Origin of the sequence: Parageobacillus caldoxylosilyticus, assembly GCF_019272935.1 — a bacterium.
GTDB classification, from domain to species: Bacteria; Bacillota; Bacilli; order Bacillales; family Anoxybacillaceae; genus Saccharococcus; species Saccharococcus caldoxylosilyticus.
The window spans coordinates 1938709-1957970 of record NZ_CP040553.1 but is presented as its reverse complement, the minus strand read 5'-3'; the positions used below and the strand labels follow the sequence as shown (position 1 = coordinate 1957970).

13 protein-coding genes are annotated in these 19262 nt (G+C 42.4%); 2 read left to right on the top strand and 11 right to left on the bottom strand.

Going from position 1 to position 19262, the window contains the following annotated elements; translation table 11 throughout:
* Positions 1-405 precede the first annotated feature (405 nt).
* The 8 genes from BV455_RS09965 to BV455_RS09930 form a co-directional block, all read right to left on the bottom strand.
* Positions 406-1728 carry a radical SAM/SPASM domain-containing protein gene (locus BV455_RS09965; protein ID WP_218687129.1) on the bottom strand — a complete coding sequence of 441 codons (1323 nt, stop codon included), beginning with the start codon at positions 1726-1728 and terminating at the stop codon, positions 406-408.
* A gap of 435 nt (positions 1729-2163) precedes the next feature.
* Positions 2164-3732 (bottom strand): IS1182 family transposase, encoded by a 1569-nt coding sequence (locus BV455_RS09960; protein WP_218687463.1) that lies wholly within the window; start codon positions 3730-3732, stop codon positions 2164-2166.
* 151 nt (positions 3733-3883) lie between these two features.
* Positions 3884-4870, bottom strand: coding sequence for an MTP-1 family protein (locus tag BV455_RS09955; RefSeq protein ID WP_017437821.1), 987 nt, complete (start codon positions 4868-4870; stop codon positions 3884-3886).
* A gap of 467 nt (positions 4871-5337) precedes the next feature.
* Entirely contained in the window at positions 5338-7842 is a 2505-nt protein-coding gene (locus tag BV455_RS09950; protein WP_218687997.1) for a glycoside hydrolase family 2 protein, read from the bottom strand.
* A 132-nt stretch (positions 7843-7974) separates the two neighbouring features.
* Positions 7975-8805 carry a carbohydrate ABC transporter permease gene (locus BV455_RS09945; protein WP_218687996.1) on the bottom strand — a complete coding sequence of 277 codons (831 nt, stop codon included), beginning with the start codon at positions 8803-8805 and terminating at the stop codon, positions 7975-7977.
* The gene (locus BV455_RS09940) at positions 8792-9670 is read right to left on the bottom strand and encodes a carbohydrate ABC transporter permease (protein WP_218687995.1); all 879 of its coding nucleotides are present in this window, start codon (positions 9668-9670) and stop codon (positions 8792-8794) included. The genes BV455_RS09945 and BV455_RS09940 overlap by 14 nt, the downstream gene beginning before the upstream one ends.
* Positions 9671-11005 (bottom strand): extracellular solute-binding protein, encoded by a 1335-nt coding sequence (locus BV455_RS09935; protein ID WP_218687994.1) that lies wholly within the window; start codon positions 11003-11005, stop codon positions 9671-9673. It abuts the gene before it with no gap.
* Positions 11006-11188: 183 nt separating this feature from the next.
* The gene (locus BV455_RS09930; RefSeq protein ID WP_081160430.1) at positions 11189-12259 is read right to left on the bottom strand and encodes a BtaManbiosPhlase; all 1071 of its coding nucleotides are present in this window, start codon (positions 12257-12259) and stop codon (positions 11189-11191) included.
* A gap of 633 nt (positions 12260-12892) precedes the next feature.
* Here BV455_RS09930 and BV455_RS09925 point away from each other — a divergent pair.
* On the top strand, positions 12893-13912 hold the full coding sequence (locus BV455_RS09925) for a substrate-binding domain-containing protein (RefSeq protein ID WP_218687993.1): 1020 nt from the start codon (positions 12893-12895) through the stop codon (positions 13910-13912).
* A 243-nt stretch (positions 13913-14155) separates the two neighbouring features.
* Here the strand turns inward: BV455_RS09925 and BV455_RS09920 are convergent, their stop codons facing one another.
* The 3 genes from BV455_RS09920 to BV455_RS09910 form a co-directional block, all read right to left on the bottom strand.
* Positions 14156-14635: a macro domain-containing protein gene (locus BV455_RS09920; protein WP_218687992.1), complete on the bottom strand. Its 480-nt coding sequence runs from the start codon at positions 14633-14635 to the stop codon at positions 14156-14158.
* 62 nt (positions 14636-14697) lie between these two features.
* Complete coding sequence (locus BV455_RS09915; RefSeq protein ID WP_218687991.1) at positions 14698-15069, bottom strand: DUF488 domain-containing protein; 372 nt, start codon at positions 15067-15069, stop codon at positions 14698-14700.
* A gap of 304 nt (positions 15070-15373) precedes the next feature.
* Positions 15374-16708 carry an MFS transporter gene (locus BV455_RS09910; RefSeq protein WP_218687990.1) on the bottom strand — a complete coding sequence of 445 codons (1335 nt, stop codon included), beginning with the start codon at positions 16706-16708 and terminating at the stop codon, positions 15374-15376.
* Positions 16709-17359: 651 nt separating this feature from the next.
* On the opposite strand from BV455_RS09910, the gene BV455_RS09905 reads away from it, so the two are divergent.
* Complete coding sequence (locus BV455_RS09905) at positions 17360-19135, top strand: sigma-54-dependent Fis family transcriptional regulator (RefSeq protein ID WP_081160420.1); 1776 nt, start codon at positions 17360-17362, stop codon at positions 19133-19135.
* Positions 19136-19262: the final 127 nt, after the last annotated feature.

Genomic DNA, 19262 nt, shown 5'->3' with positions numbered 1-19262 from the left:
TTTTTGAAGAATAAAGCGGTTTCCTATTAGAAAGATAGGCAGCAATGAATTAAATAAATGAATTAAATAGCAGGAACAGAAAAAACATATCAAAAAATGTCCAAAGAATTGCTTACTTTCCACCAAAAACAACCTAATTAAAGAATTTACCAAATAAAAAATAAAAAAAGAGCGTACCGCCTTCGCGGCAACGCTCTTCCGACAAGTTTCGGGGGAAAACCAGGCATTTGTTATTTTAAGTTGCCCGGAACGGATTTAGAAAGTCTTCCCGAATTGGACGCCGCAACTGGCGATACCGCTGGGCGTAAAATGCGCATATCGTTTCACCACCTCCTTTGCCGCTAACGTTTTGCCATCCCGTTAAGCATTCAAATCGCCTAGCGGCGCGGCATCATCGCGCCGATGTCACTGGATTTCCGATTGCTGCGCATGAATCAAACGCAGCACTTGTTTTATTTTTCGTTTTTCATAAGGGCAAGGACGCTTTCCTTTACGTATGCGGTACAACGGACAATGGTTCCCTTGACACGCCGGGCGAAAAAAACAGGCTTGGCACGTTTCATCTTGTTCTTCTCCCGACGTAACCCATAAGGCCAATTTATCAAAATCGATGTCCATCGTTCCATCGGCATGAAGCCATCCGACATGGTTATATTCTTCGTCAAGGGAACACGTACATTTATACACTTGACCGTTGGCCCCAATGACGAACGAATGCGGCTTGGCCGCATAACAAACCGCCCCAGAAGGCATGAGCATCGACTCAATGATCGAGCTCATCTGCAGCCCTTTGTTGATCCCTAATTCCGTAAACTCCCATATTTTCGTTTCTGCGGTACGATGGTCGCAGATCGGCAGCGCTTCATCGTTTGCTCCGCCCCATTTTCCAACAGGACGGCAGAAAATTTGAAAGCGCGAGTCTCCGGCAAAATAACGGGCCAACTCTTCTAAAAACGCTGAAACACGGGAAAGATTGTCTTCATCAAAATTAATGCGAATGTAAATTTCAAACGAATCATCTAACGTCTGTATATCGAGCAAATGATTGACGATCGTCTCATATGTCGGCCCCCGACTCGCAAGGGCCCGGCGTGAATCATGCACGTCTTTGCTTCCATCCAGCGTCACCATAAAGCGATTCACTTTATATTTCAATAAACGCTGCAATGTTTCTTTGGATAAATAATAGCCGTTCGTGGACATTTCCGCTTGATACGTGACGCCGTGCCGCTCCGTCCATTCGACGATCGCTTCGCTTAACTCTTCGATAATGTCCAGCGCCAGCAACGGTTCGCCGCCAAACCAGCTGACCGTAAGATGCTCGAGCCTCGGAATTTTCTTTTCCAAAAAACGTTTTAACCCATTGACGACATCGCGGCTCATATTTCCGCGCGAAAAATCTTGATAGCAGTATGTACAGCGGAAATTACACGCTTCTGTCGGAAGAACAATCAGATGCATTACATCCGTCCGATGTAAAGTTTGATGCAAAAACTGGGCGCGCTGTTTTTCATTTACACTCTCTGCGACGAGAAACCCGCATTCGACAAGCGTTTTTTCAACAGGCAATAAGTCACGGTCGATGCCGCTTGGCTTTAACGCTTGCAGCACCGTTTTTTTCTCTTCCTCCGCAACAACGCCGACCGCCCCTGTATAACTGTTGTAAAGAATAAGCTCACCATTTTTGGTTTGCGAAATCGCGTTAAATCGAGATGGAATCCACTTCATGTTTCTCTACACCCTTTTTGTCACTTATCATATAAAAACTTGCCATTTCTTGCTGTTACATCGGTCACAATACCAACTCTCACCCGCTACGCCACTAAATTATTGTAAAAAAACAAACAGCGAAAAACCCATCTCGTTCTTGAATATTAGGTTAATACTTTCCGAAAAAAATTTGACAAGGAACAAACAACGAGGAAAAGAAACTTTTTGGCAAGAATAAAGAGCGATCTATTACATGGCCATCGCTTCGTTTATTTAAGCGCTCCATTAACTTATCCTCGTTTGCTATTACGATATAAAACAGTTATTTTTGCTTGAAATATAAAAAAACGAGGCTGTCTCAAAAGGTCGTTAAACCGACCTTTTGGGGACAGCCTCTGTTTCTTTTCTTTACTATTTGGTTATTTATTCCTTTTTTGAAGCAGGAATTTCTCCTTATTTCTGAATTTTATCCTGTTTTTTCTTTGTTGGATCGGTTGTGGCCGCCCACTTTCTCAAATTGTGAGCAGCACAAATAAGCCCCCATTCCAAGGTAATTTTTGGGAGCCCTCTTAACAAAAAGCGCTGAAATTGCTGGTTGTGCTTGATTTGCCCAAACACCGGCTCGTTTTCGATTTGTCGTTTTCGGTACGTCGCCGCCCCTTCTTCCGTGGACAGCCGTTTACGGATCTCTTGCCGTTGTTGTTGATTTTTCAAGGAAACGCGGATGGTTTTCGTGTCTTTGCCTTTGGCGCATGTCGCCTGAAACGGACATCCGGCACAAGCCGTACAACGATACGTCCGTTTGACGGTAACGTACCCGTTGTCGGTCGTTTCCTTCCGTTCATACACAAACACCAACCGTTCCCCTTTAGCGCAAATCCACTCATCCAGCTCCTCATCATACGTCATGTTCTCGATTCGGCCGATCTCCTTCGCCCACGCTTTCGTTTGTTCCCGATCTAACGTGTTGTACTTGATCAGGGCGACTATCTTCTTTTTCTCACAGTACGTGTAGTTCTCCTCACTCCCATAGGCGGAATCCGCAATGGCTTGTTTAGGCATTGGACGCCCATAGGCGGCCAATTGCTCCAAATGCGGAATGAAACATCCGGCATCCCCTGCCCGTTGATGCACGCTAAATCCAGTGATGAATTGGTTCTCTGTCCCAATCTGCACATTGTACCCCGGTTTGAGCTGGCCATTTTTCATATGGTCGTCCTTCATCCGCATAAACGTGGCATCCGGATCCGTTTTCGAAAAACTGTTCCGTTCGCCTAATCTTTCTTTGTATTCTTCATATTTTTTCTTACGGGGGAGAAGATCTTGTTCCAATTGCCGTTTGGCTTTCTTTAACGTACGATTCTTCGGCTCTTTCTTTAGGCGCTCTTCCACTTGTTCGATGACGGCTTCGATCCTTTCGGACGTGATCGGTGAAGCTTCCAGCTTTTCTTGAAAATCCCCCTCTTGTTCCGCCTCTTCATCTTCTTTCGTCACCTGTTCGATCGAGGCAACGATTTTCCGGAATTTCTCCTCCAGTTTCTGATCGTACTTTTCCGTTGATTTGCGCCAAACGAATGTATATCGGTTGGCATTGGCCTCGATTTTCGTTCCATCCAGAAAATAATCCTCTAACTTGACCAACCCTTCTTGACGCAGAAGATCGACAATGGAGAAAAACGTTTCGTAAATGATGTCCTTCATCCGTTCCGACCGAAATCGGTTGATCGTGCGAAAATCCGGTGTTTGATGGCCGGATAGCCACATAAAGTAAATGTTTTCTTTCAACTGCTTGGCGATTTGGCGAGAGGAGTAGATCCGATTGGCGTAGGCATACAGGATGACTTTCAACATCATTTTCGGATGATAGGCTGGACGCCCTCCGCCAGGATAGAGGGAAACGAACAGAGCCGGATCCATTTTTTCCACTGCCAGATCCACAATCCGGCAAAGATGATGTTTGGGAATGAAAATTTCAAGATCCATTGGCAAAATGAGTTGATCTCGGTTATAATAAATGTACATAAGAAAACCGTCCTTTCTTTGGTAGGGTTGTGGTGACTCTATTATACCAAAAGAGGAACGGTTTTCTTCTTTTTTATCCAAAAAAGTGTCCCAAAAGCGAACGCTATGCGAACACTTTTGGGACATCCTCGAAAAACTTATATTTTCTAACTTATACTTCCGCTGCTATAAATCTATTTTCTTCCTGATATATCTCATTTCTTTCGTATTTGATAAACGGATCCATAATGGTAATTTTTTGTGCTTCCGCATCGCTGATACCCGCATATAAATCAGCCGTTCCATCTCCTTTGCGAATTAAGCCGCCGCTAAAGACGACATCCGCAAGATCCGGACGCTTCGAAACACCTTCTAAAAAATGAGATCTCGTTGCGATAAGCTCAATATCGGAAAACTCCATCGTATCCGGATTCAAAACAAACACCATCGGGTAATAATGGCGGTGTCCCTCTTCATCAAAACAAGCGATATGCCCCAGCACGCCAATCAGGCCATTGGAAAGCAAGTGTGGTTCGTTTGCTCCTCCCCACTCTTCGTCGATAAACTGGCCTTCTAAGAGCGGAGCGTTCTCCATCACCTCACAAGTAAAATCATCGAGCGATGGAATTCGGATAAATCCAATTTTACCGCGTCCGCCTTTTTCACCTTGTGGTCGTGTAAGCACGCCAATCGATCCGTCTTTCAGCTCGATAAGCCTTACATCTTTCATACCATCTGGACCTTTAGCAAACTCTTTTAAATCCGCAATACGCTTTCCTCTATAAAAGACAGTTCTCCATCCGAGGGAACCTTCCATTGTTGGATTAGAAAAGGTTTGAACCCCTCCAAAGATTAATTCACCGCCAATTTTGGTGAAAAAAGGATCTTGTAACTGAAATACCGGTGCGCCTTCCCTTGGTATCCATTCCCCATTGCGATTCACGAAAAAGTATACTTCCGAATGTTCGCTGTCCCGAGGTTCTACCCGGCCGGCAATGACAAGTTCCCCTTCATCTTCAAACGGCGCTGAAATATTATAAACATCGCGGTCCCCTATACCTTTGAAAATCAATTTTTCCGGATTGAAAGGCTGCGGAGCATTTTCGAATTCTTTTAATAACATGGCACATGTCTTGGCATCCGTTTTCTTCAACCTCATAAAAGCTAACCCCCAACTCCCTGCCATTGATGTTTTATACATGATGCATGTGATTATATTCCATGCTCTCGTTTGCCTGACTATAACCGTTCAGAATGAATGGCGAGTCATCTCCCCCCATTCAGGCTTTCCCAAATAAGATGATTTCTAGATGGCTTTGATGAAACAAATGTGGAAACATGCTTTCAAACGAACTCCTTCGCTTTACACCATCTCCAAAATTACAAGCAAGAATTATAACATTAATTCTACATTCCTAACTTATTTAGTCAATCATCATTTTTTGCCTTATTCACGAATTATCGCCATTTATTCGTATTTTTGCAGTTTAAGGATCATATCATCCTCTATTTCTCCAGATTACTATGCGAACATTACAGAAATTAAATGCAACATTACAAATATTAGTCGAAAAAGAAAGGAGCAGGCAAGACCGATTCCCTAATCTTGGATAAAAAATCATCCGATCAAGCACCGCCGTTGATGGCTGATACGCTTAAACCGTCTAAAGAAATGGTTTTGCCATCTAAATGTCTTATCTTAATGATCTTTCGCTCCGAAGGAAGCAAGTCAAAGAAATTATCAGAAAAAATAATTTTTTCAGCCGGAAGTTCCAGTTTTACAAAACGGGCAAAACAATCCGTACGAATTTCTACTTCTTGTTTTTCCGGGATCACTTTGACTTGCAGCTTCGCTTTAGGGAGCTGAAGATCCTTATGATTTCTCAAGTAATAATAATTTTCTTCTGCTTTTTTCTTCAGCGATTTTAAGCGGACAACCACTTGTTCCGCAGGTTGGCCTTGCAAAACCTCCGCTTCTGTTAAGGAAGCAATGCGAGTCGAAGTATTCCCTTTCACATCGATAAAAAATTCTTTGGAATACACTAACTCGCCATTAAAACGAAACACTTCAAACACCAGTATATCTTCCACATCTTCTAATCGGTCATTCACAATCCATAGATGCAAATCATCACCAGGGTCATGTTCAAGCGTAAATAAAAGTGGAGCATTAAATTTTTTACTATAATAATATGAAGCTTTTGGCAAAAGGTAATAGTCAATCATGGACCAACTTGTTCCAGGCCAGCAATCGTTCAATTGCCAGATTAAAGCTCCGCTTGTTTGCGGTTTATTACGGCGATAATGTTCCATTCCATACTTTAAACCTTCGGCTTGCGTGAGCATCGAATAATTCATGTATTCCTCCACATTTTTTGGAATGCCGGTATACCCTTCCATTAATAAAATCCCTTTTATATGATGATAATCTTTATTGCGATATGCCAGCTCATCGCTGCCCCAATAAAAAGTTCCCTCAGGCAGATTTTTTTCCAGCGTATAGCGATTGGCAGAAGCATGCATGCCAAACTCGCTGCAAAACCGGGTGCGATCCTTCTTATAATTTCGAAACGAAACCCCCTCCACACTGATGTTTTGCCCTAAATTCTGGCCAAATTTCCGGGGTTCGACATTTCCATGCCAAACTTGCCAATTATGACGATCGCCTTCCTCTTCCGAGTTGTGGTCATTTCCGCCATATGGCGAGCTTGGCCAGTAAACCCTTGAAGGATCCAATTCTTCCAATAGTTCAGGAATTAACTCATGATAGATTTTTTCCCCGTAAAAAGGAGTATGAATGTTCCCGGCAGCACGCTCCACTTCATATAACCAATCGTTTTCGTTATTTCCGCACCATAAAGCGATGGAAGGATGATTCCGCAGCCGCTTAATCACCGAAACCACTTCTTCCCGGACATTTTCCATATAATTGCGGTTGTAATCCGGGTATAATGCACAGGCAAACATAAAGTCCTGCCAAACTAAAATCCCTTGACGATTGCATTCCTGATAAAAAATGTCTTTTTCATAAATCCCTCCGCCCCATACACGCAGCATATTCATATTCGCTTCTTTCGCCAGTTGAATAAGATGGCGATAGCGCGATTCCGGGGCAGATCCTAAAAAGCTATCCACAGGAATCCAGTTCGCCCCTTTGGCAAAAATCTCTACTCCATTTAACACAAAGGTAAACCGCGGATTCCCTTCGCGATCTCTTTGCATGACTTCAATCGTCCGAATCCCGATTTCTGTTTGATACGTATCAAGAACTTCATCTTCACATTTTAAAACGACAGATAACTGATAAAGATTTGGTTCTCCTAAATCATGCGTCCACCAGAGTTTTGGATGGTCGATGTTCCATGTAAGCGTCGCCCGGTCTTGTTCCATATTTACGGTTTGGAAAAATTGCTGTTCTTGATCTTTTAACGTAATCTCTGCGCGCAACGGTTTTCCCTTAACAAAGCTTTTTGTGTAAATATCCATTTGAACAAGCGCCCGGGAATCCTGAATATCCAGCGTTCTTGCGTAAACACTTTCGATTTTGGCGATTTTTCTTTTTTCCAAACGCACCTCTTTCCAAATTCCTACCGTTAAAATTTGCGGACCCCAGTCCCAGCCAAAATGATATTGAGCCTTGCGCGCCCATATGCGGTCTTTGCCGAATCCAGCCCAATAATTCTTCTCCTTATCCTTTAACTGATAGGAGACAGGATTGAATTTCACCGCCAAAACATTTCTTCCGTCCACGATTTCTCTAGTAACATCAAAAGTATGGGAAATGAACATATTTTCCGTCGATCCTAATTCCACTCCATTTAAATAAACGGTCGCAAAAGTATCCAGCCCTTCAAAAATCAACTCCAGCCGTTCATCTTGATCTAAGTTTTTTTCAAAGGTAAATTCCGTACGATACCACCAAACCTTTTCTTCCACCCATTTCGATTTCAAGTCATTATGGCCAAAAAAGGGATCATCAATCAAATTTTTTTCCCGCAAAATCGAATGTACGTCTCCCGGCACCTTTGCGGACATCCAAAAGTGATCAATATAGTTTGGATCCGCAATCGTCAAATCGTTTGCCTGTCCTACGTCAAAATATTGTATTTTCCAATTTTGATTGATTAGCAAGGCTCACTCCCCCCTTATCATCGCAAAGAAAAAGAGACCGAATCTTATTCATCGTTCACAGGCGGTCTCTTATATAAAGAATTTTTTATCGCAGCCGGCCTACAACGCCGTTTGGGCATTTTTGGCCAGCCATTACTTCAATACAAACTGCATTCCCTCTTTAAAGTTTTTGCTAAAGATAATGAATAGGATAAGAATTGGCAATGTCAGCAATACCGAAGCCGCATACATTGGCCCCGGATATGCTCCATACGGGCCAAACATTTGCGCCAGCAATACGTTTAGCGTCAGCAATTTTTCATTTCTAACCACTAGCATATCCCATAAAAGTTCTACCCATCTTTCCATAAAGAGGAACAGGAATATAATCGTTGTGATGGACTTAGACATTGGCAAAACAATTCTTGTAATGATGGTTAATTGCCCTGCCCCATCCATTTTTGCCGCTTCAATCAGCTCATCAGGTATGCTGCGGAAGAAGTTCGTATACATAAATATTGCCCACAAATTCACAGCCTTTGGCAGGATCATGGCCCAATATGTGTCATACATTCCAGAGTAACGAACAATCAAAAAGAGCGGAATCAATAGGATAATCGCCGGATAAAACATTTGAAACAAAATGACATTGTTGATCAAACGGCTGCCTTTAAACTTTAATTTCGCTAAAGAATATCCTACTAAAACCGCCGTCACCAGCATGAGCGCAGTAGAAGATAAGGTGACCAGTATGCTGTTAAAAAAGGCACGCAGCCAAGGTCTAGGGATAACGCCATTCCCGCCGGTAAACAGCCACTCATATGAACGCAGGGTCAGTTTAGTTGGGATAATTTTACGGTCCACTTGTTCCCATGGGGCTAGAGAGCTTAAAACCATATATATGTAAGGAAACACCATGATGATCAGAACAACAAAAGCCAACACGTATAACAGCGTGGTTTTTATTTTTTTACTCCCAACCATGTTTTGCACCCCACTTTTCCAAAACCTTTCTAAACACGAGAACTGACACGAATGTCACCACCGAGTTGATGATCGCTATCGCTGTTCCATACCCGGCACTTAATTTTTCGAATGCTTGATTATAAATTTCCAACTGCCATGTATGTGTCGAATAATCCGGTCCGCCCCCCGTTAATACGTACGGTTCCGTAAAGATTCCAAACATCAGGCCTACCGCTAAAATGGTGACAGTATAAAATGACGGATACAACATCGGAATGGTGACGTACCAAAACCTTTTCCATCCGACGGCGCCATCTATTTCAGCCGCTTCATAGACTTCTTTCGGTATGCTTTCTAAACCAGATAAAAACAACAGCGCATAGTAGCCCATAAATTTCCATGCCATCATTAGAGCGATGATCAACGGCGCTAAAATCGGAGAATCCAGCCAATCAATATCTAAGCCCAAATAGTTCCTCAAAAAAATGTTTAACGGGCTGTTGTAAGATAATATCCCCTTGACAACAATGGCCGAAGCCACTCCGGATGCCAAATAAGGCAAGAAATATCCTACAGAAAACAATCCTTTCAGCCTAGGCAAAGAATGGATAATCAAAGCCAAAAAGAGAGAACCCGCAATAACAATAGGAACAAACATCAACATAAATTTATAAGTGACCCAAAATGCAGCTCGGACGCTTTCACTAAAAAACGCTTCGATAAAATTTCGCAGTCCGACCATTTCATAATCAGGAGCAATTAAGTTCCAATTGGTAAAAGCCAAATAAACGGCCCATAGCAGCGGAAACAGAAAGAAGATGAGCGAATAGATAAGGTATGGGCTGGCCAAAAGCCACCCCAACCTTGCCGTGCTTTTATTCATTTACTTTAACACCCCGTTAATGGCATTTTTCATATCTTTCCAGGCTTTTTCAGCGGTTTTTTGGCCTTTGACAACCGGATTTAATGCTTCTTTGCCGATCAATTCTTGAATGTCTACTACTTTTTCGTTATCCACAGGCGGGATCGCGTTTGGAATATTTTCCGCATATTGTTTTAATTGCGGGTTTGCCTCCAGATAAGACGCAAACGCTTTATTGGTTGATAAATCATCACGCGCAGGCGGTAAATTGGTTTGCTTGAACCAAGCTAAATCGTTATTTGCGTCTGAATATACCCACTTCACAAAGTCGAATGCTGCTTGCTGCTGTTCTTTCGTGGCAGAAGCATAAATCACCAGACCTTTTGTATCTGCGAATGTTTTGGCGTTTTTCGGATCTACATCATCTGGCACAGGCGGCAAAGATAAGACATAATTTTGATTAAATTTCATTTCTGGGAATTTTTCAGCCCAATACGGGAATGTCCATGGCCCCAGATCTGCCATAATGGCTGTCGCATTTTCAAATGGGTCCGTTGCTTTCCTAGTCAACAGCAAATCATTTTTGCTTAAATCATGAAAGAATTGAAGGGTTTTTACACCTGCTTCGTCATCCGCCACAAATTTATTTCCTTTTACGAAGCTGTTTCCATTCGAAGCGGCATTATACAACATGAAGAAATCAAACCATCTTGCCCACCAGGTTGGTTGCACTAAATCAGCCCGCGCCCATAGAAACTTGTCAGGATACTTTTTCTTTAATTTTTTGCCAAGCTCAATAACCTCACTATACGTTTTTGGCGGCGCATTATATCCAAGCTCTTTGAGAATGTCCATTCTCCAGCCAAACAACATCGCGTTGGAATAAATAGGTAAAACGTATTGATGGTTATCGGCAAACTTCCATTTTGCAATCGTTTCCTTCATTTGGCGTTTGCTAATTAACTCATCAAAACCTTTAAACTCGTCCAATGGCACAATCGCATGATTCGCTGCTAACTGGGCGGCAAAACCGCGAGAAATATTTTCAGAGATCACAGGCGCATTCCCTGACGCAATGGCGGATTGGATCCCGGCTTCAGAAGAAGGGCTTTCCGGCATTGGCGAAACCTTGATTTTCACGTTTTTATGTTCTTTCATATAATTATCAGCCATCTTTTTCCAAAAAGCTTGTTGGGTAGGGTTAGGCGCGGCCCAGAAATCCACTTCCACCACATTGTTTGCCCCACCGTCTTTGGCATTTTTTCCTTCATTTCCATTTTGCCCTTGGCAGCCCGTGCCGACGAGAGCCACGGCAAGCAAAGCGGCGATGAGTTTCGTAAACCCTTTCTTTTTCATGTTTTACTCCCCCTTTATTCAAGCTTAAATGAACCTATACAATAAAAGCATACCAAAATGGGTGATTGGTTTGACAATTAGAATGGTTTCTGTACATTTTTGTATTCCGAGTATGCATTTTCACCCCCATCATCCGCCAGATGATATTTTTTCCATAAAAAACGCCGCTATGCTTCATCGTTATTATAAATACGTTAATTTCGACATGATTTCCTGCAGACTAAGCTCTGCGCCGGCCATGGATTCATCAGCCGCACCATAGTAGATTCGAACGGTATCTCCTTCTACAACGACACCGCAAGTAAACACGACATTGCCAAAGAAACCATTTTTTTCATAATCCGCTTCGGGTTCTAAAATAGGCTCTTTTGTTTTGGCGAGAACTTTGGCCGGGTCATGAAGATCCAAGAGCACAGCCCCTAAACAATAGCGGTCATTTTTATCAGCGGCATGATAAATCGCTAACCAGCCTTTATCTGTTTTAAACGGAACCGCGCCTCCGCCAATGCGGCCATTGTCCCAGCCTTCTTCGCTAAGGCCTAACAAATATTGATGATTTCCCCAATAAAGAAGATTGTCTGATTCAGCAATCCAAATTTCGGGTCGGCCAATTCCTTTTGGCACTGGACGATGCAATGCATAGTATTTTCCGTTAATTTTTTCAGGAAAAATGGCCACATCTTTATTTTCCGGATGAAAAATCAATCCGTGGCGTTCGTAAGTCACAAAATCTTTTGTTGATACAAGCCCTACGCCAATTCCTTCGGCCGACACCGCACTATATTGAATGTAATAGGTATCATCGATCTGCGTCACGCGCGGATCTTCAACCCCCCATGCTTCCCGTTCCGTTCCCGGATAGATGAAAGGGTTCTCATCAATGGTGAAGCGGCGGCCATCTTTGCTGCGGGCAATACGAATATACGACAAAGACGTAAGATAAGCGACTCTGCGATGCGAATCGTTGTAAAGAATCGCACGTGGATCAGAAAAATCAAACCGCGAATCATCTTTACGCAGCTCGACCACTTTCAGTTTTCCTTCTCCGCTTGAAAAATCAATGACAGGAGCTTTGACGATATTCGGATCTTTGCTAATCGGGCGTTCAGCGACGCGAAGCAATAACAGCACTTCGCCATTGTATTGGGCGACCCCGGCGTTAAAAACCCCAATCACTTCATGGTCGCGGTGAAATGGCTTCACATCGTTCGGAGTGATTAACGGATTTTCCAGAAAACGATTGACTCTCACCATAAATCTCCTCCAACCTTTTTATTGATTGATAAACTTATAGCAATGAAAGAATCGAACGAATCCTCCTTCCCGCCAGAGGAATAAAACAAACGAAAAACGAATGGCATCGTCTCGCATCTTTGCCTTTGAAAAATCCTATGTTAGATGCGCGCTATTATGAAAACGCTTTAAAATGATGGTGTAAAAAGAGGATGCAGATGCATCAAAATGTTGTAACGTTACATTTTTTATCTGTAAATATGTAATTTTGGCTTTGTAACTTCACAAGAAGATTATTCCACCTTTCATTCTTGTAGTCAATAGCTTTTTTATAAATTACATTACAAAACTTTGAACTTCCTAAATTTCTATACAAAAATAAAAAGCTTGCCTGAACAAAAAAATATATGTATATTACAAATGTAATGTAAATCATGTAACTTTTGTAATGTTACATAATTCGTATTCATTGGCTGGTTTATTTCTCGTTGAGACCGGGAATCATGTGAAGATGACGAAAAAACTCCGTTTTGTCATGGATGGAAGGATGGTTTCTTTTCTTTCCAATTTGGTTGATTCTTATTACAATATTAGTTGAAAGCAAATGGAATACTTTGGTTCATGGAATGTTTTATAAGAATAGTAGGTGTGAAGATGAAAAAGAGAGTAACGATGCAAGATATCGCAGATCGATTAAATATATCGAAGAACTCCGTATCACAAGCATTAAGGGGAAAACAGGGAGTCAGCGAGGAAACACGACAGCTGATCAAGCGCGTTGCTGAGGAAATGGGGTATCAATATCCAGGACCGCGAAAGAAAAAGAAACAAGGAAAAACGGGAAACATTGGATTAATCGCTTCGGATTTAACATTTTCTTTTAAAAATTTTTTTGGAGAAATTTATTTGAGCATCGAAAAAGAAGTAATAAAACGGGGCATGAACTTACACATTCAGTCGGTGAATCAAGAACAAAAAGAACGGCTTATTTTGCCTTCATTTATCGAAAATAAACTGGTAGATGGAATCCTGATTCTCTCTCATATCAGCACGGAATACATTAATAAAGTCATTGCCACCGGCATTCCAACCATACTCGTCGATCACCATCATCCTAATATTCAGGCAGATGCCGTATTAACCAACAATCGCTTTGGCGCCTATCTTGCCGTCCAGCATTTAATCGAACTAAATCATCGGGACATCGCTTTTGTCGGCAATATCGATTATTCGCCAAGCTACGAGGAACGATATGAAGGATACTTGCTTGCCTTGAAAGATTATGGAATTAAACCAAACGAACATTTTATTTTTAAAAACGCGGAAGAAAAAGAAGAAGTCATCTTCCAATATATTCGGCAATTAAAAAAACAGCCGACCGCATGGTTTTGCGCCAATGACGGATTGGGATTCCTGGTGAATTCATGCCTGCAGCAGCAAGGCATTCAAGTGCCGGAGCAAGCGTCGGTGTGCAGCTATGATAATGGGCAGCTGTCCAAAATAGCGACCCCAAAAACCACCACCGTTGACATTGACTTGGAGTTATACGGAAGAAGAGCGGTGGAGCTGCTGTTCTGGAGAATGGAGAACAAAAACGAACCGTTCCAAGAAATCCTGCTCTCATCCAAACTGATTAAAAGGGAATCGACCGCATTAGCGCCAAAACAATCATAAACCTTCTCCAAAGAAGCCGCATGCAAGGGACTGGCCCGACACATTTGGGATTCCGTCTCTTCTTTATTATTGACAGCCTCCCGCTAAACGCCGTTGCGCGGGAGTCCTTTTCATCGGGGCGGTGACAGCGGAGCGAGTCTTCGAAAGCAGACAAACGATGCTCATGCAATATACCAAAAGGAGCGGAGCATCTTCTTTGATGCTCCGTTCCTTTTAGTCGCCGGCAGATGAAACATTGCCGCTTCAAGCGAACAATGCGATAAAATCTTGATCGATATCGGCAACGATAAACTCAATGTCTTTCACCGGCTCCAACACTTCTTTGAAAATGGCGGCGACTTTTGCTTTATCCAAATTTCCTACCCCTGTTCCCAACGCGGGAAGGGCCACCTTGTCAATGCCTTGCTTTCGGCAATAAGCGACTAAATTGTGTAAACATGTTCGCACCACATCATAAGACGTCGGTCCTGCCGGCTGTTTCATCGTCACAAGATGAATGATTCCTTGAAACGGAAGCGTTCCCGCATGGGTGACATAAAGATCGCCTGGCATCGGATTTTGCTCCTTACAAACTTTGATCGCTTCTTCCTCAATCTCTTTGCCGCCGGCTTTGCGAATCGCCGCCGCTACTCCTCCTCCCATCGGACCGATTCCGTTTGCCGCGTTGCAAATATACGAAACGCCTTGAAGTTTCGTAATGTCTCCATGCATGGCTTTGATCATAAAGATCCCCCCTCATATGTTGTCCGTAGTGACAGGCACCAAGCCCATCCAGCCCTCTCCCCTTATCCGTCAGCGTTGGCTATCAAAAAGCTTCGCAGCACAACGGCATGATTGCATTCTTGATCCTTCGCCCCGTAAAGGAGGGTTACTTTTTCTTTTTTTGCCATCGCCATCAGCTCCCTGACCAGCATTTGTTTTTGTTCCTCCGTTTCCAGCTCCGTCACATAACGCTTTGAAAATTCTTGAAACCGCTCCCGTTTATGGCCAAACCATTTTCTAAGTTCGGTGCTTGGGGCAATCTCTTTCATCCACAGATCAATTTTTGCTTCCGTTTTAGAGATGCCTCTCGGCCAAATCCGGTCAATCAAAATTCGTTTTCCATCTGCTGAATCATACGGTTCATAAATTCGTTTTAAACAATAATCTCCAGCCATTCCACCCACTCCCTCTTCAAACCCTCTTAAAATTATCATAGCGCATCTTTCCCAAAACAAAAAGGGAAGCAACCTCTCTGTTTGGCCGGATCGCATTTCGGTAAATACAAAATGTTCAATCAATATATCTAACAAATCCAGCAGAAAAATAGCCGGACTTGTGAGAGGAGGAACACCCTCTCCCGTCCGACGCTCTCTCTCATTCCCATAGCTGAAAGCTAAAGGTTTTCCCGTTTGCATTCTATAAAGCATCCATTTAGCCGCCGACTAGCTGCCAAAGAACAGGCACCCATAAAATCTTCCGTCAGCCCTCCGGCTCGGCTGGCGCCTGCGGCTTTACCTTCCGCAAAAAGAAAATGCCAAGGAGCACCATCACCAAAAGCGCCCCCATCGCCAACCGATTGGCGATGTTTCCATACGAATGAAAAACGAGGGTAATGCTTCCGTAAATCGCCGGACCGATGATGGCCGACACTTTTCCGGAAAAAGCGAACAGTCCAAAAAATTGCCCTTGCTTGTCTTGCGGCGAAAGTTCGACAATATACGTTCTCGAAGTGACCCACATCGCTCCTAAACTGACGCCGAACAAACTTCCGGCGATCCAAAAAGACAGCTTGGAAAAAGCAAGCGCCCCTATCGCCAGGGCGATGCACATCAGGATGCCGACATACAAAACCGCTTTTTTTGCCCCTTTGCTTCTCGTAATATAGCCAAAAAGAAAGGAACCTATAATGCTAGAAACGGTGGAAACTAAATATAAAAGGATAAATTCCCCCGCCGTAAACCCGGCAATGGCCTTGGCATAAACGGACATAATGGCGATCGTCGTCGCCACCGCATCATTCAAAAAGAAATAAGCAATCATGAAAGTAAAAATATTTTGATACTTTTTCATTTCTGTAAACGTCGCATAAATATCCCGATAGCCTGCAAAAAATCCGGCCTTTCGCTTGAGCAGAGCGGCTTCTTCTTTGACAAAGAAAAAAAGCGGCAAAGAAAAGAGGAGAAACAAAAGGGCGCTTGGAATAAAAGCCCGGTAGTAATCCTTTTCGCCAACAAACGGATACACGGCAAGCCCGACAAGCGTTCCAACATACCCGACGGCAACGCCAAAACCGGAGATGAGTGGAATTTCCTGTTTATTCCCCAAACTGGAAATCATGGAATCGTAAAACACGAGGCTCGAATGGTAAAAAAACTTGGCCGCGACAAATAAAAGCACGGTGATGACAAAAGACGCCGGCAATCCAAACATGAAATCCGCACGGTTCGAATATCCGGCAACGCCCATGAGCAACGTCGCCGCAACCGAAAGAGCCGTAAAGATCCCAAGCCATTTCTTTCTTCTCCCAGTCCGGTCAATCCATGTGCCGTATAAAGGAGAAAATACGACTAAAAAGAAAGAGGCCAACGCATTCGCATACGAAATAAATGTACTGGCTATCTGGTTCAAGCTCTCGCTTTTTCCCACCGCTTCCGAAACATAAAGCGGGAAAAAAATCGTATTCACATTCGAGGAAAAAATCGTATTCGCAAAATCATACAACGCCCACGATAAAACCGGCAAAGAAACATACAGTTTCCAGCCCGGCCGCCTCCTTGTTTCATACAAAGGCGAGGCATCTTCTATCTTCTCCACTGCTCTCTCCCCCATTCTGTCGGTTATGGAACGGTCGGCAAACCGCCTATTCTAATATATTAGGTTACTTCACATATTTGGTGATTTTGTTTAATTTATGTAAATAAATTTTTATCTTTTTTACGAAAGAACGCCTCTCCGGCTCCGAAAAACGGCGTTTTGTTTTTTGTAGAATATACTTAATATTCTAACAAATAATCGTGCATTTGTGTATCATCATCGTTTTCGGCTAATGAATGGTAGGAGATCCAGCCGGGAATTGCCTCATCACATATATACATCCCTATTCATCAAAAGAAACCGCCAAACGCTCGATAGAAAACACCCGCAACCACCGCCTTTGGTTAGCCAAATCGAGTAGGAAAGGGTGACTAACTCTCGGCCTCTTAACACTACCTTGATATACGGCGGTTCCATTCAGTTTGATGAGGCGCGCCGGGGCGGCCGGGCGGCCACATACTTCAATGACTTCTTTGACGGAATAGCCTTCGACAAGGGACAGGCGCTTATACATTAGAGCTGTTGAACTCTGATTCTCTTGCTTAACCTTATACTGTCTACTTTTCCGACCGCAATGCACAGGCACCAAACCCAAAAGTGGGCTATAATGAATGGTAGTGAAATACAAAACGAGATGGGTGATTGATAAACATGAAAATAAAAACATTATTTATTGCTCCCTACCCTGGCTTAAAAGAATTAGCCTTAACTCTTGCCAAAGAGCAACAGTCACTGGACATTACAGTGGTACAAGGAGATTTGCAAGAGGCTATTCCTATTGCGAAACAATATGAAAAAAAAGGTTACGATATCATTATCAGCCGTGGCGGCACCGCACAGCTACTGCGCCAACATACATCGTTGCCAATCATTGAAATAAAAGTATCAGGCTACGACATATTACGTATATTGACATTAGTCAAAGACTATAGCGCACACCCTCGTATTATTGGATTCCCTAACATATGTCAAGGATTTGTTTCTGTATCCAATCTTTTAGGTGTCCATATTCCTTATACCATTATCCATGATCAAGAAGAGGTAGCTGAGGCAGTCCAACAAGCTAAAGCCGACGGCGCCCAGACTATTATCGGAGACACGATCACCTGCAAGACGGCAGAAGCATACGGACTTCAGAGTATATTAATCACCTCAGGCAAGGAATCCGTCCTTGAGGCATTTGAACAAGCAAAACAAACGTATCAAATCATGAAAAATGCGGCGAAACAGGTAAATTTATATAAACAATTACTACAGAAAACAAAAATCCCTATAGCTATTTATAACGAAAATGGCTCCATCCAGTTTGCCAGTTCATCCTTTCAAAAAATATTGGCATTTATGAAAAACAATTCAGATGAATCGTCCATTTATGCGTATTTTCCGTTTCTCGACAATGCGTACAAACAATTATGCCAAGAAATAGAACCTATTGAAATACAGTATACTTACGCAATCAATGATGAATGGGTGCAATTGCGGCAAGGATATCTGAAAACTGATCAAAACGAAAACCAATATTATTTGCGTTTTTCCGAAAAAGAAGATAATCAGGAAGAATACGGCCTATCGGTTACCGCCATGCGGCCCATTATGACGTCATTTTCACAGATTGTTGGAAATAGCCAACCTATTCAGATGGTTATTCATCAAGCGGAAAAAGCTGCGATGCATAATGAACCAGTAGCGTTATACGGAGAAAAGGGGACTGGAAAAAAAACACTAGCTGGGATTATTCATTGTGAGAGCAAGCAAAAAGACGAGTTTTTATTGCTCGTCCGCATCCTCGCAGATTATCGCGAGATTATTGACCATCTCAAACCCATTTTAGCTCATTCGGAAAAAGGGACATGTGTCTTACAAGGAGTCGAACATCTGCGATTAGAACATCAAGATGATGTAGCCCAACTGATTCATGAGACAAAAACACGTACTATTTTTTTATTTGAGGACAGCCCAATTAATTTATTACGACAAAAAAAATTATCCCCTCACCTTTTTAAACAATTTAAACAAAACCAAATTCGGTTACCATCCTTAAAAGAATATATGGAAGATTTAGATGAATATGTTCGAAAGTTTATTGCGCAATATAACGTCAAATATGGAAAGCAAATCGTAGGTGTACACGAAGAGACGCTAAAGTGGCTGTATAACCGCAATTGGCAAGGCAACTTACAAGAATTAAGCCACGTGATCGAACAAGCCATTCAGGTTGCCAATCACGAGTATATCAGTAAAGAAGATTTAAACAACATTTTTAAAAATATAGAACCAGGTTATTCATTAATTGATTTAAATAAACCGTTGGCCGAGATCGAAAAGGACATTATTTGGAAAGTACTTCAAGAAGAGGAAATGAATCAGACAAAGGCAGCAAAAAGATTAGGAATTAACAGAAGTACACTATGGAGGAAACTGAAATAATGTTGCATTATGCAACATTATTTCAGTTTTTTTATTATAAATCAAAAATACTGTTGATAAATAAAACATAATTAAATAAAATAAAAAATGTAAGCGATTTCTATATTCAGATTTTATAAAATTGTTT